Origin of the sequence: Methylacidimicrobium cyclopophantes, assembly GCF_902143385.2 — a bacterium.
GTDB lineage: Bacteria > Verrucomicrobiota > Verrucomicrobiia > Methylacidiphilales > Methylacidiphilaceae > Methylacidimicrobium > Methylacidimicrobium cyclopophantes.
Genome location: NZ_CABFUZ020000097.1, coordinates 21,356 through 44,602, shown reverse-complemented (window position 1 = coordinate 44,602; position 23,247 = coordinate 21,356). Strand labels below are relative to the sequence as shown.

Below are 23,247 nucleotides of genomic sequence, written 5' to 3'. Positions count from 1 at the left end.
ACGGGCGGCGCTGCTATCTTCCCTGTGCTCATGGCTCAGATACGAAATATTGCTATCATCGCGCACGTCGATCACGGGAAGACGACTCTCGTCGACCAACTCCTTCGCCAATCCGGCACATTCCGCAGCAACCAAACGGTTGCGGAGCGAGTGATGGATTCGATGGATCTCGAAAAGGAGAAGGGAATTACCATCCGGGCGAAGAATGCTTCCTTCCATTATAAGGACTACAAAATCAATTTGGTCGATACGCCTGGTCATGCCGATTTTGGAGGGGAAGTAGAGCGGAGTCTTCGAATGGTAGACGGGGTTCTCTTGCTCGTCGACGCGGTGGAGGGACCCCAAGCTCAGACCAAGTTTGTTCTCAAGAAGGCATTGGCCGCCGGCCTCGCTCCGATCGTCATCTTGAACAAGGTCGACCGGGAAAATGCTCGACCCAATGAGATCCTCGATCAGGTGTTCGAGCTCTTTTTGGAGCTGGAAGCGACCGACGAGCAACTCGACTTCCCAGCTCTTTATGCCTCAGCAAAGGTGGGCTTCGCCTGTCGCGAATGGAAAGGAGTGGAAGAGGCGACAAAGCTCGGGATGGAGCCGTTGTTCGAAACGATCTTGGAGAAGATTCCCCCGCCGAAAGTCGATGCCGGCGCCCATTTCTCGCTCTTGGTCGCCAACCTCGATTACAGCGACTACCTCGGGCAGCTGGCGATCGGGAAGATTTATGGAGGACGGATTCGGGTAGGAGATCCGATCGTCTGCCTTCCGAGGGAAGGGATCCCGCGAAGAGGGCGGGTGACGCAGCTTTTAGGCTATGACGGCTTGCGTCGCCAGGAATTGGGGGAAGCGGTGGCGGGCGACATCGTTGCCGTAGCCGGGCTCGCCGAGGTCGAAATCGGGGATACTTTCTGCGATCAAGAGGATCGGGAGCCCTTGCCTCGCATTGAAGTCGATCCGCCCACGGTCCGCATGCGCTTGTTGGTCAACAACTCGCCGCTGTCGGGCCGAGAAGGGAAATTTTTGACCGCTCGGCATCTGCGAGATCGCCTCTTCCGCGAAATCCGTACCAACGTGGGACTGCAGGTGGAGGACGGTGGCACGGCGGGTTCCTTCGAGGTGAGCGGCCGAGGAGAGATGCAAATTGCGGTTCTCGTCGAGCAGATGCGCCGGGAAGGCTTCGAGCTCATGGTTTCTCGACCCGAGGTGATCTACCGAAAAGACGAGGCCGGGCGCATTCTGGAGCCGCTGGAAACGCTCTATGTCGATCTTCCGCAGGCGAATTTGGGCCCTCTGCTGGAGTCATTGGCTCGACGGGGAGCGGAGGTCGAGAATCTTCGGCACTTGCGGGAGACGGTTTTCGTGGAAGCGGTCATTCCGACCCGGGGGCTGATAGGCTTCGAGACGGAGCTGGTGAATCTCACTCGAGGAGAGGGCGTCGCGAGCCATCTCTTTCGAGAATATGGTCCGAAGCGTGGGGAGATCGTCCTTCGCGGTAACGGCGTTTTGGTCTCCATGGAAAAGGGGACGACCAGCTCCTTCGCCTTGGAAAATCTCCAGGAGCGAGGTGTCCTCTTTGTCGGTCCCGGAGAAGAGGTCTACGAAGGGATGATCGTGGGAGAGAACGCTCGGCCCGATGATCTTTTGGTAAATCCCTGCAAGACCAAGCATCTGACGAACATGCGCTCGCAAGGAGAGGGGAAGGGGATCATCCTGGAACCTCCGCGGAGCCTGAGCTTGGAGCAGGCCATCGAATATATCGGACCAGATGAGTACGTCGAAGTAACCCCCGGGAAGCTGCGCCTGCGGAAGAAAATCTTGAGCGCAATCGACCGGCGACGTGCCGAGGCGACCGCCAGCGCCTAAATGGGTTCTCCGGTTTTCGGAGGAAATATGGAGTCCGTGATTGTGGTCGACATGGTGGTCGACTTCCTTCGCGGAAAACTCGCCACGGGGAGAGAGACGGCCGTGATCGAGCCGCTTCTATCGCTTCTCTCCGCAGCGCGGCGGTCGCGGCGGTCCGTGATTTACGTCAGCGACGCCCATCTGCCCCATGATCCCGAGCTGCGAGTTTGGGGAGAGCACGCGATGAAGGGGAGCGAAGGAGCTCGCATCGTCGCGGAGCTGGCTCCCCAGAACGGGGATTACGTTCTGGAAAAGCGAACTTACAGTGCTTTCTTCGAAACCGGGCTCGACTCGCTCTTGCGCTCGCTGGGGGTGGACACGGTGATTCTCACGGGCCTGCACACGCATCTTTGCATCCGTCATTCCGCGGCCGGTGCATTTTTTCGCGGCTACCGAATCCTGGTGCCGGTCGACTGCGTGGGGGCGTTCACCGAGCAAGAGCAAACGTCGGGCTTGGAGTATCTTCGCCGCAACTACGGGGCGGAGATGACCACGAGCTCGAACCTTGCGCAGCGGTTGAGTTTCGAGTCGAGCCGCCCGGCGGACGGAGAATAACCTCTCGAACAAAACCCGCGGATCCAGCGCCCGCTATTTCCAGAAGGCGACGAGAAGTCCCAAGAGGAGCGGGAGATAGGCAATGGAAGCGAAGAAGAGACCCCGGGCCGAAGCTCGATTCGGTTCGTTGTGGAAGCGAACGGCAGCCCCAATAAAGAGCGCTCCGAGGGCGATGGCCCCTAGAGTATAAGGAATGGCCGCGGTTCCCGCCACCATCGGCCAGAGGCTGACCAGAAAGAGGATCAAGGTAAAGAAGACGGTTTGCGAGGTCAGCTTTCGACCGGTGACGTCGACCACGACGAGCATCCGGAATCCGGCTTTCTCGTAATCGTTGCGGTAGAGCCACGCTATGGCGAAAAAGTGCGGCATCTGCCAGAAAAAGAGAAGGGAGAAGAGGAAGAGTGCCGTGCCGTCGACCGCATTTTTGGCGCTCGCGTAGCCGATGACGGGAGGCAGAGCTCCGGAAACTGCTCCTACCCATGTATTCCACGGGCTGATCAGCTTCATGGGGGTGTAGAGGCAGACATAGGTGAAGAGGGTCGCAGCCGCGACCAGCCCGGCGAGCATGTTGGCGAAGAAGATGAGATAGGCGATGCCCGCCATCGCGGAGGCCACCGCTGCGGCGGTTGCATGGAGGCCGTCGACACGGCCAGCTGCGATCGGGCGATTTTGCGTGCGGGTCATCTGCGCATCCTGCCGGCGTTCGATTACCTCGTTGAGAATAGCGGCAGCGGCCGCCACGAGGGCCGTTCCCAAAACGGCGTGCAGGGCTCGCAGCCCATCGATCGGGTGATCGGATCCGATGCAGTAGCCGATCAAGGTAGTGAGCAGGACCAGGAGGGTCAGCCGGAATTTAATGAGCGCCGAGAGTTCCTGCCACCACCGAACGGCTGCCGACAACGGCCGTGGAGAAAGCGTCGGGACCGCTCTCCCTGCGGGGAGCGATGGAATCGAAGGCTGGCCCGAATGGCGGAGAAGATGTTTCACTGGCTTGGATGCAATGGCTGCTAGGCCGGGCACTCTTTCCCTGCATCGCCTAGGGGGGTTTTCTCGCCTACCAGAGCTTCCCTGCCGGCGAGCCAGCGAAGGCGGTAGGCGATGCCGGTGCCGAGGACAGCCAAAAGGAAGAGACCGGCTCCCAAGAGGACATGAAGGGTCGTCGGAAACACAGATTTTCCGCTCCAAATGACGAACGCTCCTATCCCGATCTGTACGGCTGTGAGCGCCAGGAACCAGAGGACGGTCCGTCGGAGGGACCCTCGTTTCGTTTTCGGGAAAACGCCCGCGGAGAGCGCGATCGCACAGAGGAGGATGAGCAAGGCGAGTCCCCGATGGACCAACTGGAGATGGATTTGAAACAGAGACGTGGGCGGGATGTTTTTCGCTGCTCTCTGCGCATTGATGGAGGCGAGATCGCCTTCTCCGATATGGGGCCAGAGTTGGCCGTAGGCCGTCGGGAAGTCCGGAATGGAGAGCCAGGCATGCGCGTGGCGCATTGCGGCGGCAACCAGGAGTTGGAGGAAGAGCAAGAGGCTGAGACCCAAAAAGGCGCTGGCAAGCCAAGCAGGGACGTTTGGAGACTCTGTCTTCCCCGTGGCGCCGCCGTCGGCCCCGAGCCACAAACGAGCGGAAGTTGCCAACCAGATGACGGCGACGAGGGCGAGGAAGCTTTGGGCCAACGCGGCGTGAAGAATGCCCAACCGATCGGCCACCCAGACGACTCGGAGTCCACCCACTATTCCCTGCAGAATGACGAGGAGGAGGGCGACCACCCCCGCCCAACGCAGCCAGGGTCTTCGCTCTCGGAACCAGAGCCAGCCCGCCAAAATGATCGTGAGGAAACCGACGGCAGATGCGGCCAGCCGATGACTATGCTCGTAGAGCACTCCGCCCGCCCAGCGTGCGAGAGGGAGCGAGAACATATTGTAGCCGAAGCTCGTGGGCCAGTCGGGAACGGACATGCCCGACTCGGTACTCGTTACGAGAGCCCCGACGCCGATCAATATCAACGTGGCGACTACCAGGGCTCCGCAAAACCAATGGAGAGCCTTCGAGGGGGAAAGGCGTTGCGTTTCCAAGGGAAGCTATCCTTACACCATTTACCTACTCCGATTCTTTTCCGCCTGTCACGCCTCATTTCGTCGAGAGCAGGCTTACTGGAGAAACCTAGGGAAGGTCGGCCGATCCCCGATCGGAGCCGAAACATCGGAGTCCGACCGAGGATTCGGACGAAAAAAGAACCTCGCGTAGCAAAAGGGGCTGCTGGCTATACTGAGCCGAGCTTCGCAAAGATATGATAAAAGGACCGGAATGGGCGCAGCGGATTCTCGACGAAGTCCACAAGACCGTACTCGGCCAGGATAAGATCATCGAAAGGCTGCTGATCGCCCTTCTTTCGGGAGGGCATGTCTTGATCGAAGGCATGCCGGGCTTAGCCAAGACCCTTTTGGTGAAGAGCCTTTCGGCAGCGGTCGGGGTGCAGTTCGAGCGCATCCAGTTTACTCCGGACCTGCTCCCGAGCGATGTAGTGGGCACGATGGTCTTTCAGCCGCAAGAAGGACGGTTTTATCCTCATCTCGGCCCGATCTTCGCGAATATCGTTCTGGCCGACGAGATCAATCGCGCTCCGGCCAAAGTGCAGAGCGCTCTGCTGGAAGCGATGCAGGAAAGGCAGGTCACGCTGGGGGGCACTGCGCATCGGCTCCCCGATCCGTTTCTTGTTCTTGCTACCCAGAATCCCATCGAGCAGGAAGGAACCTACCCGTTGCCGGAGGCGCAGGCGGACCGTTTCCTCTTCAAGGTCCTGGTGGATTATCCATCGGAGGAGGAAGAACGTTCGATGTTGCGTCTCTGGGGCCGATTGACCGAGACGCCGGAGGTTTCCGGGGTCTCTTCCGCTGAGGAGATCCGCCGGCTCCGGTCGCAGATCGATGAAATCTATGTGAGTTCGGCCATCGAGCGGTATATCTTGGAGCTTGTGCGCTCGACCCGGCGGAAAGAGGTCTTCGAAGGAGAGAATCTCCTCTCCTACGGAGCGTCGCCTCGGGCTTCCTTGGCGCTTTTCCTTGCCGGTCGGACGATGGCTTGGCTCCGGGGGCTCGATTATGTCAGTCCGGCGTTGATTCGAGAACTCTTCCCCGATGTTTTGCGCCATCGAGTGGGGTTGAGCTACGAAGCCGAAGCCCAAGGGATCGCGGTGGGAGCCGTCTTGGAGCAGCTTCTGGAAAGGACCGCTATCCCGGAGAAGGATTGAGCGGAAGCGCGAGCGGGAAGTCGTGGGCTCCTCCGAAGATCTCAGACAAATCGTCGCGGCTTGCGGACTTCTACGCCGTTTGGAATGGCGGGTCCGCCATTCCACGAGATCCTTGTTGGAAGGCGGTTACCGATCTGCTTTTCGGGGCAAGGGGATGGAGTTCGAGCAGGTGGTTCGCTACGAGTTCGGCGACGACGTGCGGGACATCGATTGGAATGTCACGGCCAGAAAGGGTGAGCCATACCGCAAGAAATTCGTGGAGGAGCGTGAGCTTTCCCTGTTGCTCTTGGTGGAGGATAGCCCGTCGCTTTGCTTTGGCTCCCAAGGCAAGACCAAACGGGAGACCGTCTTGGAGGCAGCCGGCTTCTTCGGGGTGCTCTCCGCCGATAATCGGGATCGCGTGGCCATTCTGCATGTCTATTCCGGCGGATACGCCCTCTACCCGCCGAAGCGGCAACCGCGCGGAATCCTTCGTTCGCTTTTGCAGCTTTTGAGGAGCCGACCTCCGGAGCAGTGGCCTTTGCCGGATCCGGAGATTCCGTGGAAGATCGTCCATTCGGTGCTATCGAAGGGAGGCGTACTGGTTTGGCTGGGAGATTTTGCGGGCGAGAGGAAGCCCTCGGATTGGGCGCTGTTGCGATCCAAGTACGAGTTGGTGGGAGTACGGGTTGAGGATCCTTGGGAGAGGAGATTACCCGAGATCGGCGTCATCGATGTTTTCGATCCGACCTCCGGAGAATTCCTCTCCTTGGACACTTCCTCCCGATCCGTTCGTCGGCGTCAGGAGGAGTGGGCGCGGGAACGAGAAGAGCGATGGAGGACCCTCTTTCCGGATCCTCAAGCCCGATGTGTATTGAGCACCGATCGGCCGATCTCGTCGGCGCTCGCGCAATTCCTTCTTGCACGGATGCGCAGAATGCACGTTGCTTAAGCCAAAGCAAAGAGACCATCGCCGCCGGACCGGCGGGAGCGCTTTTCAAGTTCGTCATGGGGCATTTGCGACTCGCTCAGCCACTTTTCCTCCTTTGCCTCGCCCTTCTCCCGCTTTTGGGTTGGGCCAGAAGCCGAAGGAAGCCATCTGCTTGGCTCCTCCCGTTTGCCGGGCGCTGGAAGCCCCCACGAGGCGTCGGTTCCGGGAAAATCGCGGCTTTTTGCGCCTATGGAGGTTTGGCTCTGGTGATTCTGGCGCTCGCTCGTCCGGTGGAGGAGAAAGGGCTCTTGCGCATTCCACAGGAAGGATATGACATTCTGCTTGTCCTCGATCTCTCCGGGAGCATGCTTGCAGAAGATTACGAACGGGGCGGCCGAGCGGTGAGCCGTTTCGAAGCGGTGCAGGGCGTCGTGAAGTCTTTTCTGGACAAGCGCGTCGCTGACCGGATCGGACTCGTCGCTTTTTCGGGACGAGCGTATACCGTGAGTCCCCTCACCTTTGATCATCGTTGGCTCGATCGGCAAATCGATCGGTTGGAGGTGGGGATGATCGAGGATGGGACGGCGATCGGCGACGCGGTCGGCCTTGCCCTTGCCCGGCTGACCGGGAGAGAGGCAAAAGAGGAAAAGAGGAAGGGAAAGTTTCTCATTCTGCTAACCGACGGAGGAAATAATTGCGGAGCGCTTTCCCCCGAGGAAGCGATTGCGCTCTCGCGCCAGAAGAGGATTCCAATCTTTACCATCGGTGCCGGACGTTTGGGCGAAGGCGGCGCACCCGTCTTCGATGACGATGGACAAAAGGTAGGGAACGAGATGAGCTCGTCGGACCTGGATGAGGATCTGCTGCGACGGATGGCGGACCAGACGGGAGGACATTACTTTCGCGCACTCGACGAGGGAACGATACGGGATGCCTTTGCCGCCATCGATGCGGAGAAGAAGGTCTCGTTTCCCGATCGCCCCGGGCTGGTGACCGAAGAGCTCTACCCCTACTTTCTGACTCCCGCCCTTCTTCTCTGGGGGTTGGGGCTCTTCTTCAGCCGCCGCCGTCTCCCGGCGTGAGCCGAGCCTAGACTTTCTCTGCCCGCCTCTTATCGATCGGCGGAGCCACCTTCCACGACGACCGGCCGTGACGCCGCCTTGGCGATCGCCCCTTCCGGGAGATACCCGCTCCAGACGACGCCCGGGTAAACCAGCGATCCTCGACCGAGGATGGATCCGGGATTGAGGACCGCGTTGCACCCGACTTGGGAATGGTCGCCAAGGATGGCGCCGAATTTGCGGAGACCGGTGGGGAAGACGGTCCGTCCGAGACGGACTTGGACCTCGTCGCCGCGCAGACGCAGGTTCGAGAGAATCGCTCCCGCACCCAGGTGGGTATGAGCTCCCAAGATCGAATCGCCCACATAGTTGAAATGGGGAACTTGTACGTCATTGAAGAGAAGGGCGTTCTTGAACTCGCAGGAATTGCCGAGGACGGAGCGGCATCCAACGATGACATTCTGCCGCACGAACGCCCCCGGCCGAATCGTGCAGTTTTCTCCGATCCACGCCGGCCCGAGAAGCACGGCGCCCGCCTCGACGATGCACCCTTTCTCGATCCGCACTCGGGGGCCGATCGTCGCTAGGGGAGAGACTTCCCCCAGAAGAGCAGGCTCCAGCCGTTCGTCCAGGTAGCGTGCGATGCGTGGCAGCACCTCCCAAACCCGAGAGAGGCCCTGGAACAGAGAGCTGTGAGCCGTCCCGGAAAAGTCGAGAAGGCTTTCCGGGGAAAAGGGAGGCAAAGGCGCGGGCATTGCCGCTCCCTAATGGATTGAGCGACCGGCTCGCAAGCAGAATCTCCCGCCTCGATCCTGCTAGCTCGCCGAACTCGGCGAGAATTCCAGAGAAAATCCGGTTGACGGGTGGTGTAAAATGGAGGAAAGTGGCGCGAAACGGGGGAATGGGTGCCCCGATGAGCGCAAATTACACCGATGCTTTCGAGCACGCTTTCGATGAAAAGGGACGGATAACCATACCCTCGGAATGGAGGCAGGAGGGGTACGAGGCCCGGCTTTTTGCTTTCCCTTCCCGATCGAAGTGCCTGAAGGTCTACCCCGAAAGTTGGCTTGCCCAGCTTCGTGAACGAGTCGGCAACCTTTCCTTTCAGGATCCTTTGCGTTTGCAGCTGGAGGCGTTGGCTCGCATCGCTCAGATGGTCAGTTGGGACCAGCAGGGGCGGATTAGCGTGAAAGAGCGGCTTCGGCGCCAAGCGGGCTTACGGAAGGAAGCGGTGCTCGCAGGATGCTTCGACCACTTTGAAATCTGGAGCGCGGAGGCTTGGCATGCGCTTCGGCTCGGTCCTACGACCTTGGAAGAGGTGATGGAGAAGGCGGGCCTGTGAACTCGAATCGAGAGGGCGGGGCAACGAGGAAGAAGCATGAACGGGTCTCTTCCAGCTGAGGCGATCATGGACGGACTGCGGCATGAGCCGGTCTTGTTGCGCGAGTTTCTGGAGGCAGCCGCTCCTGCGCAGGGGGAACGTTGGATCGACGGCACCTTCGGCTTTGGGGGGCATACCTCCGCCCTGCTCGCTTGCGGTTGTCGGGTCTTGGCGATGGATCGCGATCCCGAGGCGGAGCAAAGGGCGGCCCTTTTGGGGAATGTCTGGGGCGACCGATTCCGCTTCGTTCGGAGGAATTTTGTCGAGATGGCTGCGGCTGCGGTCGAGATGGGTTGGGGATCCGTCGAGGGAGTCCTCCTCGACCTAGGGATCTCATCGGGGCAACTGGAGGATCCTTCTCGAGGGTTTAGCTTCCGTTGGGATGCGCCGCTCGACATGCGGATGGATTCGGCGAGTCCAATGACTGCGGGCGATCTCTTGCAGGATCTCGGTGAAGCGGATCTGGTTCGACTCTTTTCGACGACGTCCTCTCCGGGGGAAAGCCGGCGGTTGGCCCGCGCCGTCCTGCGCGCTCGGGAGAAGGGACGCTTGCGGACGACGGGAGAGCTCGTCGCGGCCATCGGCGCGGCCCGGCCGTCTCGCAGGCGAATCCATCCGGCGACCCGAGCGTTCTTGGCTCTGCGAATGGCTGTCAACGATGAATTGGGATCGCTGGAACGAGCTCTGCCGGCGGCATTGCGCCTATTGAGTCCCGGAGGCCGCTTGGCGGTGATTAGTTTTCAGTCGGAGGAAGATCGTCGCGTGAAGCATTTCCTGCGCGGGCAGAGCTGTCGGCGCTTGAAAGAACCTACCGCGCCGGAGGAGGCTTTGCCACTCGCCGGCGGCTTTGCCCGGCTGGTGCGCGTTCTGCCGTCGGAAGAGGAGATCTTGCGCAATCCGAGATCGCGCAGCGCCCGCTTGCGAGTGGGTTGGAAGGAAGGTGGAAGGGATTTATGAGCGGAAACCAAGTACGACATCTCGAGCCATTCCCATTAAGCACTCTGGGGGGATGGATCGTCGCGGTTCTTTTCCTTGCCGGAGTCGGTATCGCGTTTTTGTCCCTCAAGAACCAGATTGCCCGGCTCTCCCTGGATGTGGCCCATTACGAAAAGGAGCTAGTCCAGTGGAAAAAACGGAACATGCGGGTGCAGGTGGGGATTGCCCGTGCGAGCTCCGCTCTGGAGCTGGAACGAAGAATCGCCTCTTGGCATCTCGGCTTGGTCAAGACGAGTGAACTGGAAGTGGTTCGCATGGAGGAAGGGAAGCGCTCCGATGTTCTTGCGGGAACGACGGGGAGGGAACGACGGCGGCTGCCGTGAAAACTCGGCAACGATCCCTGTGGATTCTGGTCTTGCTCGCTTTCGGGTTTACGGTCGTTTCGCATCGGCTGGTCGAGCTTCAGCTCGTCGAGCATTCGAAGTACGCCCGACTGGCGATGCTCAACCATTGCGCCCGGATCGAGCTGCCGGCTCATCGAGGCATGATCGTCGACGTCCATGGGACGCCGCTAGCCCAGAGCCAGGCGGTTTACGAGGTCCGGCTCGATGGCAAGAACCTTCGCGATCCTGAGCAGACCGTTCCTAAGCTAGAAAGCCTGCTTGGCCTCGCCCCCGGATCGATTTCGGCGAACTTTCGACCGACCGAGAGGTATCGGCTGCTGGCCAAAAGGGTGGGCGAGGATGTCGTCCAGAGGCTGAACAATTTCGAACAGGAGAAGTTGCGACAGTGGCGCGTGGGAGGAAGGAGTCCGGAGCCGTTCCTCCTCTTCCGCGAAGACTTCATCCGCGTTTACCCAAACGGGCGGGAGGGGGCTGCAGTCGTCGGGATGTTGGACGCGGAGGGGAAGGGAGTGGCGGGAGTCGAGCGAGCTTTTGACCGCCAGCTCCGCGGCCTACCCGGAGAGCGCTGGATCGAAAAGGATGTGTTGGGTAGGGAAATTCCGGTATATCGCGGATTCAACGTCGCGCCGGTCGATGGGGCGACGGTGAGGCTGACCCTCGATTTGACGATTCAACACATCTTGGAAAAAGGGCTGGACGATCTCGATCGGGAATTTCGTCCGAAGGCGATCTGTTCGGTCGTGATGCGGCCCTCGACCGGAGAGGTTCTCGGGATGGCGGTAAGACCCACGTTCGATCCCAACGACGGGGAGCATGTTCGTCCGGAGCTGTTGCGCAATCGCTGCTTGACCGATCCGATGGAACCCGGATCGATCTTCAAGATCATCACTCTCGCGGGTGTTCTCGAAGAACGACAGGTGACGCTGAACTCCTTGGTCAATTGCGAAAACGGTGCGTTCTCCTACGCCGGCTACGTTCTGCACGACAGCCATGCGCACGGGACCCTGACCGTGCGAGAGGCGACCTCCAAATCGAGTAATATCGGGTTTGCCAAGTTGGGAATCGGCTTAGGATCCGCCCGGCTCTATCGCTTTGCCCGTGCCTTTGGGATCGGTGCGCCAACCGGCCTTTTGCCCTCCCAGGGGGAGTCGGCCGGTGTGCTTCGGCCGCCCTGGCAGTGGTCGAAGCTTTCCATCAGTCGCATTCCTATGGGCCAAGAGGTCATGGTCACTCCGATGCAGATGACGCAAGCGATGTCGGTGATCGCCAACGGAGGTTGGTTCATGAAGCCGCTGTTGGTGCGCGGATGGGTGTCGTCGGACGGCCGACCCATCTCTTACGTTGTCCCCGAGCAGGTGCGACGTGTGATTTCCGAGAAAACGGCGCGATGGGTATCGCTCGCCCTCGCCAGCGTGGTGGCGAAAGGGGGAACCGGAACGAAGGCGGCCGTGCCGGGCTTCACCGTGGCGGGCAAGACCGGAACGGCCCAAAAGGCGGTCGGGGGAAGCTACGGACACGGCCGATACATTTCTTCTTTTGTGGGATATCTGCCGGAGGAAGACCCTCAGTTCGTGCTTCTCATCATGGTCGATGAGCCGAAGGGAGGTCGGTACTACGGCGGGGACGTAGCCGCGCCCGCGTTTAGCTCGATGGCCTCCCAAATTGCGGAGGCATTGGGGATTGTTCCGAGGAGCGCGCCGGCTCGGGCGGCGAACGTAGGACCATTGTGACGCTTCGAGATCTTCTGGCTGCTGTAGAGCCTTGCGAGGTGACCGGAGACGCAGATCCTCCGGTACGCGGGCTCTGTTACGATTCTCGAAGCGCAAAGCCGGGAGATCTCTTTTTTGCCTGGCAAGGGGTGAGGGTTGACGGTCACCGCTTCCTTTCCGAAGCCGTGGGAAAGGGAGTGGTTGCGATCGTCGGGGAGCGCGGCCGAGAAGCAGCATCGCCCTTACGGGTCCCCTACGTTCGGGTCGCCAATGCGCGTGAGGCGCTGGCCTTGATGGCGGATCGGTTCTATCGGCATCCGAGCGGCTCTATGGAGCTGGTGGGGATCACGGGAACCAACGGGAAGACGACGACGGCCTTTCTCGTCCACCATATTCTCGAGCGATCCGGGCGAAAGACGGGTCTTATCGGCACCGTGCGGTACCAACTCGGGGAATTGGTTCTCCCGGCGCGCAGAACGACTCCCGAAGGTTCCGATCTCCAGCGACTTCTCGCCGAAATGCGGGAGAGCGGATGTCGGAACGCCGTCCTCGAGGTCTCTTCTCATGCCTTAGCGCAAGGGAGAGTAGCCGGAGCTACTTTCTCTGTCGGGGTCTTTACCAATCTGACGTCGGATCATCTCGACTTTCATGGAGACGTGGAGAGCTATAAGGCCGCGAAGACCTTGCTCTTCGAGCGGCTTTCGGCGTCGGAAAGGCCGGCGGTTGCCGTACTCAATGAGGATGATCCGGCCTGGCGGGCGCTCCGCTCGTCGCCTCGAAAACCGAAGAGAGTTGTTTCCTATAGCGCGTCAGGGGCTGCCGGTGCCGATTTTCGGGCGGAAGAGGTGAGGAAGGAACCCTCGGGAAGCTCGTTTCGTTTATGCTATCCCGGCGGATCGTTTTCGGTCACGATCCCCTTGCTCGGGTCGTTCAATGTCGAGAACGCCCTGGGGGCTTTCGCGGCCGCCTACGCACTCGGGATTTCTCCTCGGGAGAGCGTAAAGGCTCTGGAAGACTTTCCTGGAGTACCGGGTCGGATGGAGCGCTTTCGTTCCCGCGATGGGGTCATCGCCGTGGTGGATTACGCACATACGGAAGACGCGCTGCAAAAGACGCTGCAGGCCCTTCGGGAACTGGCACCGAAACGACTGGGGGTCGTCGTCGGCTGCGGGGGGGACCGGGATCCAACCAAACGCCCGAGAATGGCGGCGGTGGCCTGTTCGCTTGCGGATCGAGTCCTATTCACCGCGGACAATCCGCGAACGGAATCGATCGATCACATTTTTGCGGATATGGCAAAAGGCGTGCCGGCGGGCAGTCGCCCCGCTTGGATTCCGGATCGGTTTTCCGCGATTCGGGCCGCTTTGTGGGAAGCCGAAAGCGGCGATCTCATCTGCATCGCCGGCAAAGGGCATGAAACGACTCAGGAAGTTCAGGGCGTCTTTCATCCTTTCGACGATCGGAGCATCGTGAGCAAGATTTTGGCGGAGAGAGGATAAGGGAAGATGGAATCCGTTTCTCTGGAAAGAATCGCGGAATGGTGCGGAGGATTCCGAAGGAAGGGAGATCCTGGTTTGCTCCTCGCTCGTATCCATACCGATTCGCGAACGATTCAGCCTGGCGATTGTTTCTGGGCTCTTTCCGGCGCGAACTTCGACGGCCATGACTTCCTCCGAGAGGCGTTGGGTCGGGGCGCGCGCGCGGCTGTCGTCGCTCGCCCTATCGAGAGCCTGGGTTTTCTCCCCGACGATGCAGGCATTGTGCTGGTCGAGGACACGCTTGCCGCCCTCCACCGATTCGCTCATCGGTATCGCCGGACTCTCTCTGGGAAAATCGTCGCGGTGACCGGGAGCAGTGGGAAGACGACGACCAAGGAATTGATTCTGAGTGTGCTGCGAAGTCGTTTTGTCGCCCTTGGCAATGCCGGAAATCGCAACAATCAGATCGGATTGCCCTTAGCGATTCTCGACTTCTCTTCGAAGACGGAATTCGGCGTCCTGGAAATGGGAACGAACCACCCCGGGGAAATCGTCCGCTTGGCCGCCGTCGCCGCGCCTGAAATCGGCGTTCTCACCAATATCGGCTTGGCTCATGTCGGCTTCTTCGGAAGCGACGAGGCCATAGCGAAGGAAAAAGGTGCCCTTCTCGAGTCGATCCCTCCGGACGGATGGGCGGTTCTCCCGGACGAGGATCCTTGGGTTCGCCGGACGGCGGGACGGTGCCGCGGTAGAGTTCTCTGGGTCGGCTCGGGCCCCGAGGCGGTTTGGCGAGCCGGACGGATCGAAGTGCGAGAGGAAGGGATTCATTTTTTGCTCCAGGGAAATTCGGAAGAGCTGCCTGTGCAGCTTCGTACGACCTCCCGAGCGGTGGTGACCGACGCATTGCTGGCCGCGGGCGTAGGGAAGCTCGCAGGAGTATCGGCGGGGGAGATCGCCCGGGCGTTGGAAACCGCGGTCTATCCCGGACATCGCATGGAGGTTCGGCGGTTTCGGGAGGGTTGGCTGATCGACGACAGCTATAACGCGAATCCGGATTCGGCGTGCGCCGCGCTTCGCGCTCTGGCGGAGTTTCCCAAGGGGAGCCGGAGGGCGGCGGTCATCGGTTCCATGGGGGAGTTGGGTTCCCAATCATCGGCTCTGCACGAACGTGTTGGTCGGGAGGCCGGTGCACTGCCCCTGGCGTTCTTGATCACGGTCGGTCCGGAGGCGGACCGGCTGGCCCAGGGTGCGGTTTTGGGGGGACTTCCCGAGGAGAAGGTCCGCCGGTGTCCCACTGCGGAGGAAGCGCTTCGAGAGCTGCAGAGCTTGCGCCGGGCGGACGATGTGATCTTGGTGAAAGGCTCCCGATTTCTTGGGCTCGAGCGCTTGGTTCAAGCTCTGTTATAGCGGCGGCGGAGAAGCACGATACGGAAACAAGGGGTGACGACGAGAACGGAGCGAAAGGAGAATCAAGGTGCTCTACTACCTGCATTTGCTTTCCGGAAGCTTTATCGGTTTTAATGTATTTCGTTACATCACCTTCCGATCGATCGCCGCTACTCTCACGGCGCTCTTCATTTCTTGGATTCTTGGGCGGCCCACGATCGCTCTGCTCCGACGCTTGAAGATGGGTCAGCCGATTCGCGGGAAGGAAGAGGTGAGGCATTTAGCCGATCTGCATGGATCGAAGGCCGGAACGCCCACGATGGGCGGCTTGCTGATTCTCTCCGCCCTTGTGGGAAGTTGCCTGCTCTGGGCGGTGCCCACCAACCGCTTTCTCTGGATCTGCTTAGGGGGAACCTCCGCGCTCGGCGCGCTCGGTTTTTGGGATGATTACCTCAAAGTGGTGCAAAAAAAGTCGGCCGGAATTCCCGGTCGCGTCAAGCTGTTGGTCCAGGCAGCCGTCGCCCTGATCGCCGGCGTGCTCCTTCTCGGAAGTCCGGAGACCGGCCGAGAGGCGAGCAAGCTGGCGGTGCCCTTCCTGAAGTCGGTCTTCCGCATCGAGCTCGGATGGGCGGCGCTGCCATTCTTCTTGCTAGTGGTCATGGGCTCTTCGAATGCGGTCAACCTGACCGACGGACTCGATGGGCTGGCCATCGGCTGCTCCATCGGAGTGGCGTTGGTTTTCGCCGTCTTCTCGTACGTAGCGGGACGTCCGGATTGGAGCTCCTATCTCTTCGTTCCCCATGTCCGGGGTGCCGATGAGCTGGCCGTTTTCTGCGCGGCTCTCCTTGGAGCGTCTATCGGCTTCCTCTGGTATAACTGTCATCCGGCGGAGGTCTTCATGGGCGACACCGGGTCGTTGGCGCTCGGCGGGGCCTTCGGGTTGGTCTCCATTGCGATCGGTCAGGAGCTTCTGCTGGTCCTCGCCGGGGGGATCTTCGTCATCGAGGCCCTTTCGGTCATCATTCAGGTCGCTTCGTTCCGGTTGACCGGAAAGAGGGTCTTCGCTATGGCGCCCCTCCATCACCATTTCGAATTGCAAGGGTGGGGGGAATCGAGGGTGACCGTACGTTTCTGGATTTTGAGCCTGCTCTGCGGGCTTTTGGCTCTCTCGAGCCTCAAGCTCAGATGAAAGGGTTTATTCGGAGCGCGTGGTGCGAATGAAGAGAAAGACCCGAACTTCCGCCCGGGTGCTTCGCTGGAAGGCCGCGAACCCTCTCGGAGGAGGGGCCGTCGGCGGCTCTTCCGGTTCGATGGATCTCGTGCAGCAGGATCTCCCACTGAAGGAAAGCACGGCTGGCTTGAAGGTAATCACGGTGATTCTCGCGGTCATGTTGCTCCACGTTCTCTTCATTGGAGGCATCGCGCTCTACAACCTCTTGGGAGTTGGTGAAAAAGGGGTGCGGCCGGAAAGCAGAGGCCGAAAAGGCACGGTCAGTGCCGCGCTCTCAGGCCCCCGGCCGGACGGGGGTGCGGGCTCGGAGGCCAAGCCGTCTTTTGCGGGAGCCACTCCCGTTCGCGGGAGTGCCGCGCATGGGAAAAACGATCCCCTTCGGTTGTCGAACTCCGAAGATCCCGAGCGAAAGAAAGGGTCCAAAAAACGTCTTCGGCGAACCTCGTCCGATGGGCAGATGCGTCCATCGAGCTCCTTCGAACCTGCGCCTGTGACCGATCCGACAGGGAGAACTCGTGGAGGGGCGTCTCCGCCTGCCGAACTGCGAAGCTCCTCGACCCCCGTGGGACCTTCGACGGAGAGTCCGCCTCGAGTCTATCATGTCGTCCAAGGAGACAGTCTCTGGCGGATTGCGCGCCGTTTTCATGTCGGGCTGGCCGACTTGATGGCCCTCAACGGGCTGACTGCTTCCAGCAAGCTCCAGATTGGTCAAGAGATTCGCATACCGCCCGCGAAAACGAATTCCCCCCGTCGGATCGTCGGGGCGCGGGGCGGTTAAAGCAAAAGGGGGAAAGGATCGGTGAGGGAAAGAGAGCTGCACCGGTGGGTCGGGTACGTCTTGACCTTGACCGCCTTTGCCCTCATGGGTCTTGGCCTGATCGCATTGTACAGTGCGGCCGGCCGCTTCGTGGGAGAGAAGGACACCTCTCTTCTTCCCCTTGTGGAGAGGCAGCTCTGCTGGATCGGGGTGGGAATCGGGGGGGGGCTGCTTCTGGCGCGCGTCGATTATCATTGGCTCTTGAAGCGGTCTTGGATCTTGGTAGGCGTCGGGCTCCTGCTTCTCTTGCTCTGCTTTGTTCCCGGTATCGGGCACAAGGTTCACGGATCCGCTCGCTGGATTTCTCTCGGGCCTCTGACCTTGCAGCCCTCGGAGTTGATCAAGTGGGTCCTCTGCATCTTTGCCGCAGACCAACTGGGGAGGCCAACCGGGCGTCGATGGGAGCGATGGCGTCGCTATCTCACGGTGCTCCTCGTGATTAGTGGATTCGCGGGCCTTCTCCTACTGGCACGCGATCTCGGGAGCGCCGCTCTCTACATGACGTTGGCCATGGTGGTTTTGGTGATTGCGGGGGTGTCGCTTTGGCTGATCGTGCCGGGCTTCCTCACGGTGGCCGGCGGGCTTCTCGGGGTAGCTTTGAGCATTCCGGAGCGGAGAGCTCGATTGCTCGCATTTTGGAATATGGACGGAGACAAGCAGGGGAAGGCTTACCAGGTGTGGCAAGCGCTCGTGGCCCTCGGTTCGGGAGGTGTTACCGGGCTGGGGCTGGGGAATAGCCGCCAGAAAATGTATTATCTGCCGGAAGCGACCACCGATTTCATTTTTCCGATTCTTGGAGAAGAGCTCGGTCTTTGGGTGACATTGGGAGTCGTGTTGGTCTATCTAGTGCTCTCCTTGTGCGGCGGATGGATCGCGCTGCTCGCCGCTGACGGAGAGGGGCTCTTGCTCGGGATGGGCCTGATTACGCTCATTGCGGTTCAAGCGATCGCCAACTTGGGCGTTGTGACGGGTCTATTGCCGAACAAGGGGTTGCCCTTGCCCTTCATTAGCTATGGCGGCTCGAATCTTCTATTCTGCCTCATGGCTCTCGGTACTCTGCTCAATATCCATCGGCAAGGGGGAAGGGGATCGGCATTTGCGGTGGAGTCGCAGGGAGCCCAGCGGAGTGTGCGGCTATGAGTCCTCCTTGCGTCGTCATCGCTTGCGGCGGAACAGGCGGACACCTGTTGCCCGGCCTCGCGGTCGCCGAGGAGTTGAAACGGCGGGGGAAGGGGATCTGCCTGCTCCTTTCGGAAAAAGAGATCGACCGCACCGCGTTGGAAGGCGAGGGAGAGTATCCGTGGGAGACGCTTCCCACCATGGGATGGCCTGGGCCGTTTTCGACCAACACCCCCATTTTCTTTTGGCGGCTCTGGCGGAGTCGGCGAAGTTGCCTCTCTCTCTTCGGTCGTTTGCAGCCTGGAGCGGTCCTTGGGATGGGTGGCTTTCTGAGTGCGGTGCCGCTGTTCGTGGCAGGAGAGCGGAACATTCCTACCCTACTGCACGAGTCGAACGCCGTGCCCGGTCTTGTTACTCGGTTGTTTTGCCGTAAGGTCGACCGGGTCCTTTTGGGGTTTGCTCAATGCCGGGCGCTTTTAGGAGGTGCCTCGGCGGTCGTGACGGGTACGCCGCTGCGCGAGCGCCTACGGAAGATTCCTCGGGGCGAGGCGGCCGATGCGCTCGGCTTATCCGCGGACCGGCCGACGATTCTGATCCTGGGGGGAAGCCAGGGAGCCCGAGCAGTGAATCGTCTTTTGCAGGAAGCAGTGGGCGCTTTGGCTCGATCGTCGTGCCCGGTACAAGTTCTCCACCTTTCTGGTCTGGCGGATCGTGAGGCCTGTCTGGCTTCTTATCGAGCGCATCGGATTCCCGCGATAGTCGAAAGCTTTTCGCATCGGATGGATCTCTTTTATAGCTTGGCCGATGTCGCCGTTGCGCGCGCCGGAGCAGCTACTCTGGCCGAGGTCGCATTTTACGGGCTGCCGAGCATCCTGATACCCTTCCCCTACGCCGCCGACAACCATCAGCGTGCCAATGCAAAAGCTTTCGTGGAAGCCGGAGCAAGTTTGTCCTACGATCAAGGGGCTCTGTCTGGAGAGGTGCTGGCGACAGCAGTAGAGGAGATTTTGAACGACGCAAGGAAGCGCCAGAGGATGAGCGAGGCGGCCGCAAGCTTGGCGCGTCCGGACGCGGCAAGGCTCGTCGCAGAGGAGGTGGAAAGGTGCATGCGACGTTGACGCGTTCGTGGAACGGCTGCTTGAGCCGGCCCGCGCGGATTCATCTTGTGGGTGTGGCGGGGGCGGGCGTGGGGCCGCTCGCTCGCCTCTTGCTGTTGCTAGGCCATCAGGTCTCGGGGTCGGATCGGCGCCGAACGGCCGCGATCGAGGATCTCGAAGAATTGGGCTTGCGCTTCTCCTGCGGCCATGACGGCGGCGTCCCGGAAGGAGTAGACCTTCTGGTCTACTCTTCCGCCGTTCGTGAGGATAATCCCGAGCGAAAGATCGCGGTTGCACGGGGGATTCCGACCGCACGAAGAGCCGACTTGCTTCAGGAACTCTGCCGCACGAAAAAATCGATCGTCGTTGCAGGAATGCACGGCAAGACAACGACCACCGCCCTGTTGGCTCATATCCTACGTCAGAGCGGATGGGAGCCGTCCTACTATGTAGGCGGCGATGTTCCCGTTCTGGGCCCGAGCTCCGACTGGGGGAAGGGGGATTACATGGTCATCGAGGGCGACGAGAGCGACGGGACGCTGGCGTCCTTTCAACCGACCCACGCCGTGCTTCTGAACGTAGAGGAGGAGCATCTCGACTTCTACCCGGGGATGGATGCCATCCTGGAGGTTTTTGCCACATTTTTGAATCGATGTTCCGGAAAGATCATCTATTGCGCGGACGATCCGTATGCATCCAAGCTCTGCGCTCATCGGGAGAATGCGGTGAGCTACGGCTTGGGCTCGGGTGGAAGATACCGCGCGGAGAGCGTCAAGCTGAAGCCGTTCGAAAGTACCTTCCTCTTGGTCGACGAGGGAAGACCGCTGGGAGAGATTCGCCTGCCCCTGCCGGGAAGCCAGAATGTGCAGAATGCCTTGGCCGGAATTGCCTTGAGCCTCGAGCTTGGACTCCCGCTCGGCGATATCGGAGCGGCGATGGCGGGTTTTCGGGGGGTCAAACGGCGTTTCGAGGTCCTCTTTGCGGGTTCGTCGTTCTTGGTCGTCGATGACTACGCCCATCACCCTACGGAGATTCGAGCAACGCTCGCTGCCGCACGAGGGGCGGGCCGAAGGCGGGTAGTCGCCCTTTTCCAGCCTCATCGCTATTCCCGTGCCCATGGGTTGGAGAAGGGCTTTGCGACCGCCTTCCGCGGAGCGGATCTGGTCTTGGTGACGGAAATTTATGGTGCCGGCGAGAAACCGATCGAGGGAGTGAACTCCGAGCGGCTGGCGCATACGATCGCCGAGGGGAGCGGGGTCGAGGTGCTTTCCGCACGCACCCCCTCGGAAACCAGGCGGAGGGCTGCTGCGGCGCTCCGCCCGGGGGATCTCTTTCTGGCCTTGGGGGCCGGTGACGTGCACCGTGTGGCTCGCGCGCTCGCGGGTCAATGTTCTCTTTACGAGGAGATGCGGCGATCGCTGTCGCCGTCGGCCATCCTCGCGATGGAGGAGCCTCTCGGCAAGCATACCTCCTCGGGGCTGGGAGGCCCTGCGGAATTCTGGTGCGAGCCGGCGACTCGGCAAGATGTCTGCCGATTGGCGAAGATCGCTTGTCGCGAGAAGATCTCCTTGAATGTCGTCGGCATGGGAACGGGGAGCTTGGTTCGGGAAGGGGGGATGCGCGGGATTTGTTTGAGCCTCCGCCACCCGTCCTTCTGTCGGGTGGTGGTCGAAGACGGGAGAGTGGAAGCCGGAGGTGGAACGAGCCTCTCTTCGCTCGGTGCAGGGGTTTGCGGAACCGTAGGGGGAGCGCTGATCCGAGGCGTGGATCGTCTCGAGAGACGGCTTGCTCATCGGATCGAAAAGATCGTCCTGATCGACCGGGAAGGAGAGGTGCGGACGTTGCTGCGGCACGACCTGCAAGCTCTTTCGAAGAGAGGATCGCTCGCGCATCTTGGCGTTGTCGTCGGCGTCTCCTTTCGAACCGCGCCCGGTACGAAAGCGGCGGCTTCCGTTGCATCCATGCGCTCTGCAAGAGTGGAAGCCGATCCGGAAATGACGGGTCGATGGCTCGAAGGAATCTTTCGAACCGCCGAGGGAGGGGAGATCGACGATGTGTGGGCGGAGATCGGCAGTGAGGGAATCGCGGTGGGCGGGGCCTCGGTAAATCCCCGGGTGCCGAACCGCATCCAGCTGCGGGACGAGGTCAAGATTGCCGATGTGTTGGCCATCGTCGAGATCGTCCGGCAGCTCTGCCGGAAAAGGGAGGTAAACGTGGTTTGCGACCTAGCCGTGCTCGGAGATGAGGAGAATTCGTGAAGGAGAAGTTGCGAGTGGTCGTCTTGGAAGGCGGACCTTCCCACGAAAGAGAGGTTTCGTTGCGAACCGGGCGAGCCGTGACGGCGGCATTGCGCCAGCTCGATTACCCGGTCGAGGAGATCGATTTGCGGGATGTCGATCTTTCCCTTCCCCAGGATACAGACATCGTCTTTCTCTGTTTGCACGGAACTTTCGGGGAAGATGGCCAGGTGCAGAGGCTGCTGTTGCGGCGAGGAGTTCGATTCACGGGCAGTGGCGCGGAAGCGAGCGAGCGGGCTTTCGATAAGTCGTGGAGCAAGGAGATCTTCCGAAAAAGCGGTGTGCCGACCCCAGATTGGGCTCTCGCCCGCTCCGGGGACAAGCTGCCGCTGCCGCTTCCCTTTGTTATCAAGCCCGCGCGCCAGGGATCGAGCATCGGAATCAGCCTCGTTTTTCAAAAAGGAGAATATCGAGAAGCCTATATCCGAGCGGCCGAGGAAGATCATCTCGTGATCGCCGAAGCCTATATCCAAGGACGAGAGCTTACGGTCGGTATCCTTGGGAGCGAACTTTTGCCAGTCGTCGAAATTCGACCCAAGGCCGGATTTTATGACTATCGCAATAAGTACACCCCCGGAGCGGTGGAATACCTCTGCCCGGCCCCACTTACGGGGGAAGAGGCCGACTCGGCGGCCCGAGCGGCTCTTGCCGCCTACCGAGCCTTGGGTTGCACGGTTTATGGGAGAGTGGATCTCCTCTTGGATGCAGACGGGAAGCCTTGGGTGATCGAGGTGAACACGATTCCGGGAATGACGGAGACGAGCCTCTTCCCGAAAGCCGCACGGGCGGCCGGGCTCGAATTTCCGCAGCTCTGCGAAAAGATCCTCCTTTTGTCTTGGGAAGAACGCAACGCAAGATGAATCGCTTTCGCAAACCGAACCGCCGAAACCGAGCCAAGCAGAGCGTGTTGCAGACCAAGGGGGGTCCGCAGCAGCGGAGGCGGCTTTTTCTGCGGCGCATCTCTGCGCTCGTGCTGATCTTGGCGGCTCTCATCCTCCTAGGTGGCGCCGGTTATTATGCCGGGACGCGACTGGCTCTCCCCTTTTTTGCGAGAGACTCTCGCTATGCGCTCCGGGAAATCACCCTCGATGGAACCGATCACCTGCCTCGCAAGGAGATTTTGTCCGCTTCGAAACTTCGCTTAGGGCAAAATCTCCTGAGCATTTCGTTGCCGGAGGTCTATCAGTCGATCGCCTCGCTTCCCTATGTACAGCGAGTCTCCGTTCGTCGAGACCTGCCCGATCGCATTGCCATTACCGTCGAGGAACGGATCCCGCTCGCGAAACTTTGGACGAAGGGGAAGCGATTTGCGGGTCAGAACTTGTGTGTGGATTTCCACGGGGTCGTTTTTCTGGCGCGAAAGGGGGAAGTCCTTGCGCTTTTGCCGGAGATCGAAGGGGTACCGGCAGACGAATTGGAGATCGGCAACCGGTTGGATAGCCAGGAATGCCGCGCAGCGCTCCGTCTGCTTCGACTGCTTCAGGGGACGCCCTCTTTGCGAAATTTGCTCGATCCGGCGAGTCTCGATGTTTCCGGCCATCTCTGCCTGAAGGTGGTGACCCGTGATGGGGTTGGCATCGTCTTGAGGTTGGATCATCTGGAAAGGCAGATGAAGCGGCTCCAAAAGATCTATGCCTTTTCCCAGAGTCGCGGCCGCAAGGTAGCTTCCGTCGATTTGACTCCGGAGCAGAATGTTCCGGTAATTTTTGAATATTAG

At 60.5% G+C, this 23,247-nt stretch carries 21 protein-coding genes; 18 read left to right on the top strand and 3 right to left on the bottom strand.

Annotated elements, in window-relative coordinates:
• Positions 1-30: 30 nt before the first annotated feature.
• Both typA and FN369_RS03715 read left to right on the top strand, forming a co-directional pair.
• The gene (gene typA, locus FN369_RS03720) at positions 31-1,857 is read left to right on the top strand and encodes a translational GTPase TypA (protein WP_142524860.1); all 1,827 of its coding nucleotides are present in this window, start codon (positions 31-33) and stop codon (positions 1,855-1,857) included.
• Positions 1,858-1,884: 27 nt separating this feature from the next.
• Positions 1,885-2,451, top strand: coding sequence for a cysteine hydrolase family protein (locus FN369_RS03715; RefSeq protein WP_142524859.1), 567 nt, complete (start codon positions 1,885-1,887; stop codon positions 2,449-2,451).
• Between the two features lie 33 nt (positions 2,452-2,484).
• Here FN369_RS03715 and cyoE read toward each other — a convergent pair whose 3' ends face one another.
• Positions 2,485-3,438, bottom strand: a complete 954-nt coding sequence (gene cyoE, locus FN369_RS03710) for a heme o synthase (RefSeq protein WP_246189526.1) — start codon at positions 3,436-3,438, stop codon at positions 2,485-2,487.
• Positions 3,439-3,458: 20 nt separating this feature from the next.
• On the bottom strand, positions 3,459-4,529 hold the full coding sequence (locus tag FN369_RS03705) for a COX15/CtaA family protein (RefSeq protein WP_142524858.1): 1,071 nt from the start codon (positions 4,527-4,529) through the stop codon (positions 3,459-3,461).
• Positions 4,530-4,744: 215 nt separating this feature from the next.
• Between FN369_RS03705 and FN369_RS03700 the strand changes: the two genes are divergently transcribed.
• The 3 genes from FN369_RS03700 (at position 4,745) to FN369_RS03690 (ending at position 7,696) form a co-directional block, all read left to right on the top strand.
• Positions 4,745-5,704 carry an AAA family ATPase gene (locus FN369_RS03700; protein WP_142524857.1) on the top strand — a complete coding sequence of 320 codons (960 nt, stop codon included), beginning with the start codon at positions 4,745-4,747 and terminating at the stop codon, positions 5,702-5,704.
• A 154-nt stretch (positions 5,705-5,858) separates the two neighbouring features.
• On the top strand, positions 5,859-6,635 hold the full coding sequence (locus tag FN369_RS03695; RefSeq protein WP_142524856.1) for a DUF58 domain-containing protein: 777 nt from the start codon (positions 5,859-5,861) through the stop codon (positions 6,633-6,635).
• Positions 6,636-6,880: 245 nt separating this feature from the next.
• Positions 6,881-7,696, top strand: a complete 816-nt coding sequence (locus FN369_RS03690) for a VWA domain-containing protein (RefSeq protein ID WP_246189530.1) — start codon at positions 6,881-6,883, stop codon at positions 7,694-7,696.
• A gap of 29 nt (positions 7,697-7,725) precedes the next feature.
• On the opposite strand, the gene FN369_RS03685 is transcribed toward FN369_RS03690, so the two are convergent.
• Positions 7,726-8,430 carry an acyltransferase gene (locus FN369_RS03685; RefSeq protein ID WP_142524854.1) on the bottom strand — a complete coding sequence of 235 codons (705 nt, stop codon included), beginning with the start codon at positions 8,428-8,430 and terminating at the stop codon, positions 7,726-7,728.
• A gap of 158 nt (positions 8,431-8,588) precedes the next feature.
• Here FN369_RS03685 and FN369_RS03680 point away from each other — a divergent pair, with 158 nt between their 5' ends.
• The 13 genes from FN369_RS03680 to FN369_RS03620 all read left to right on the top strand — a co-directional run bounded on the left by FN369_RS03680 (position 8,589) and on the right by FN369_RS03620 (position 23,247).
• Positions 8,589-9,017 (top strand): division/cell wall cluster transcriptional repressor MraZ, encoded by a 429-nt coding sequence (locus tag FN369_RS03680; protein ID WP_142524853.1) that lies wholly within the window; start codon positions 8,589-8,591, stop codon positions 9,015-9,017.
• A gap of 36 nt (positions 9,018-9,053) precedes the next feature.
• Positions 9,054-10,013, top strand: a complete 960-nt coding sequence (gene rsmH / locus FN369_RS03675) for a 16S rRNA (cytosine(1402)-N(4))-methyltransferase RsmH (RefSeq protein ID WP_246189525.1) — start codon at positions 9,054-9,056, stop codon at positions 10,011-10,013.
• Positions 10,010-10,375 (top strand): hypothetical protein, encoded by a 366-nt coding sequence (locus tag FN369_RS03670; protein WP_142524852.1) that lies wholly within the window; start codon positions 10,010-10,012, stop codon positions 10,373-10,375. The genes rsmH and FN369_RS03670 overlap by 4 nt, the downstream gene beginning before the upstream one ends.
• A complete protein-coding gene (locus FN369_RS03665; RefSeq protein WP_142524851.1) occupies positions 10,372-12,126 on the top strand; it encodes a peptidoglycan D,D-transpeptidase FtsI family protein in 1,755 nt (584 codons plus the stop codon). The genes FN369_RS03670 and FN369_RS03665 overlap by 4 nt, the downstream gene beginning before the upstream one ends.
• A complete protein-coding gene (locus FN369_RS03660) occupies positions 12,123-13,604 on the top strand; it encodes a UDP-N-acetylmuramoyl-L-alanyl-D-glutamate--2,6-diaminopimelate ligase (RefSeq protein WP_281290915.1) in 1,482 nt (493 codons plus the stop codon). The genes FN369_RS03665 and FN369_RS03660 overlap by 4 nt, the downstream gene beginning before the upstream one ends.
• A 6-nt stretch (positions 13,605-13,610) precedes the next feature.
• Positions 13,611-14,990, top strand: coding sequence for a UDP-N-acetylmuramoyl-tripeptide--D-alanyl-D-alanine ligase (locus tag FN369_RS03655; protein ID WP_142524849.1), 1,380 nt, complete (start codon positions 13,611-13,613; stop codon positions 14,988-14,990).
• A 67-nt stretch (positions 14,991-15,057) separates the two neighbouring features.
• Complete coding sequence (gene mraY, locus FN369_RS03650) at positions 15,058-16,158, top strand: phospho-N-acetylmuramoyl-pentapeptide-transferase (protein ID WP_142524848.1); 1,101 nt, start codon at positions 15,058-15,060, stop codon at positions 16,156-16,158.
• A gap of 28 nt (positions 16,159-16,186) precedes the next feature.
• Positions 16,187-16,978, top strand: a complete 792-nt coding sequence (locus FN369_RS11450) for a LysM peptidoglycan-binding domain-containing protein (protein WP_246189524.1) — start codon at positions 16,187-16,189, stop codon at positions 16,976-16,978.
• A 21-nt stretch (positions 16,979-16,999) separates the two neighbouring features.
• Entirely contained in the window at positions 17,000-18,157 is a 1,158-nt protein-coding gene (locus FN369_RS03640) for an FtsW/RodA/SpoVE family cell cycle protein (RefSeq protein ID WP_142524847.1), read from the top strand.
• Entirely contained in the window at positions 18,154-19,254 is a 1,101-nt protein-coding gene (murG, locus tag FN369_RS03635) for an undecaprenyldiphospho-muramoylpentapeptide beta-N-acetylglucosaminyltransferase (RefSeq protein ID WP_142524846.1), read from the top strand. Before FN369_RS03640 ends, murG begins: the two co-directional genes overlap by 4 nt.
• Positions 19,239-21,491 carry a UDP-N-acetylmuramate--L-alanine ligase gene (murC, locus tag FN369_RS03630; RefSeq protein WP_142524845.1) on the top strand — a complete coding sequence of 751 codons (2,253 nt, stop codon included), beginning with the start codon at positions 19,239-19,241 and terminating at the stop codon, positions 21,489-21,491. Before murG ends, murC begins: the two co-directional genes overlap by 16 nt.
• Positions 21,488-22,390, top strand: coding sequence for a D-alanine--D-alanine ligase (locus tag FN369_RS03625; protein WP_142524844.1), 903 nt, complete (start codon positions 21,488-21,490; stop codon positions 22,388-22,390). Before murC ends, FN369_RS03625 begins: the two co-directional genes overlap by 4 nt.
• Positions 22,387-23,247, top strand: a complete 861-nt coding sequence (locus FN369_RS03620; protein ID WP_142524843.1) for a cell division protein FtsQ/DivIB — start codon at positions 22,387-22,389, stop codon at positions 23,245-23,247. Before FN369_RS03625 ends, FN369_RS03620 begins: the two co-directional genes overlap by 4 nt.

What these genes read in the sequence shown, in the direction of transcription:
- rsmH (WP_246189525.1), top strand. Translation starts at nt 9,054, where the DNA reads ATGAACGGGTCTCTTCCAGCTGAGGCGATCATGGACGGACTGCGGCAT.
- FN369_RS03700 (WP_142524857.1), top strand. Translation starts at nt 4,745, where the DNA reads ATGATAAAAGGACCGGAATGGGCGCAGCGGATTCTCGACGAAGTCCAC.
- FN369_RS03695 (WP_142524856.1), top strand. Translation starts at nt 5,859, where the DNA reads ATGGAGTTCGAGCAGGTGGTTCGCTACGAGTTCGGCGACGACGTGCGG.
- FN369_RS03670 (WP_142524852.1), top strand. Translation starts at nt 10,010, where the DNA reads ATGAGCGGAAACCAAGTACGACATCTCGAGCCATTCCCATTAAGCACT.
- FN369_RS03715 (WP_142524859.1), top strand. Translation starts at nt 1,885, where the DNA reads ATGGAGTCCGTGATTGTGGTCGACATGGTGGTCGACTTCCTTCGCGGA.
- typA (WP_142524860.1), top strand. Translation starts at nt 31, where the DNA reads ATGGCTCAGATACGAAATATTGCTATCATCGCGCACGTCGATCACGGG.
- FN369_RS11450 (WP_246189524.1), top strand. Translation starts at nt 16,187, where the DNA reads ATGAAGAGAAAGACCCGAACTTCCGCCCGGGTGCTTCGCTGGAAGGCC.
- FN369_RS03685 (WP_142524854.1), bottom strand. Translation starts at nt 8,430, where the DNA reads ATGCCCGCGCCTTTGCCTCCCTTTTCCCCGGAAAGCCTTCTCGACTTT.
- FN369_RS03620 (WP_142524843.1), top strand. Translation starts at nt 22,387, where the DNA reads ATGAATCGCTTTCGCAAACCGAACCGCCGAAACCGAGCCAAGCAGAGC.
- FN369_RS03680 (WP_142524853.1), top strand. Translation starts at nt 8,589, where the DNA reads ATGAGCGCAAATTACACCGATGCTTTCGAGCACGCTTTCGATGAAAAG.
- murG (WP_142524846.1), top strand. Translation starts at nt 18,154, where the DNA reads ATGAGTCCTCCTTGCGTCGTCATCGCTTGCGGCGGAACAGGCGGACAC.
- FN369_RS03655 (WP_142524849.1), top strand. Translation starts at nt 13,611, where the DNA reads ATGGAATCCGTTTCTCTGGAAAGAATCGCGGAATGGTGCGGAGGATTC.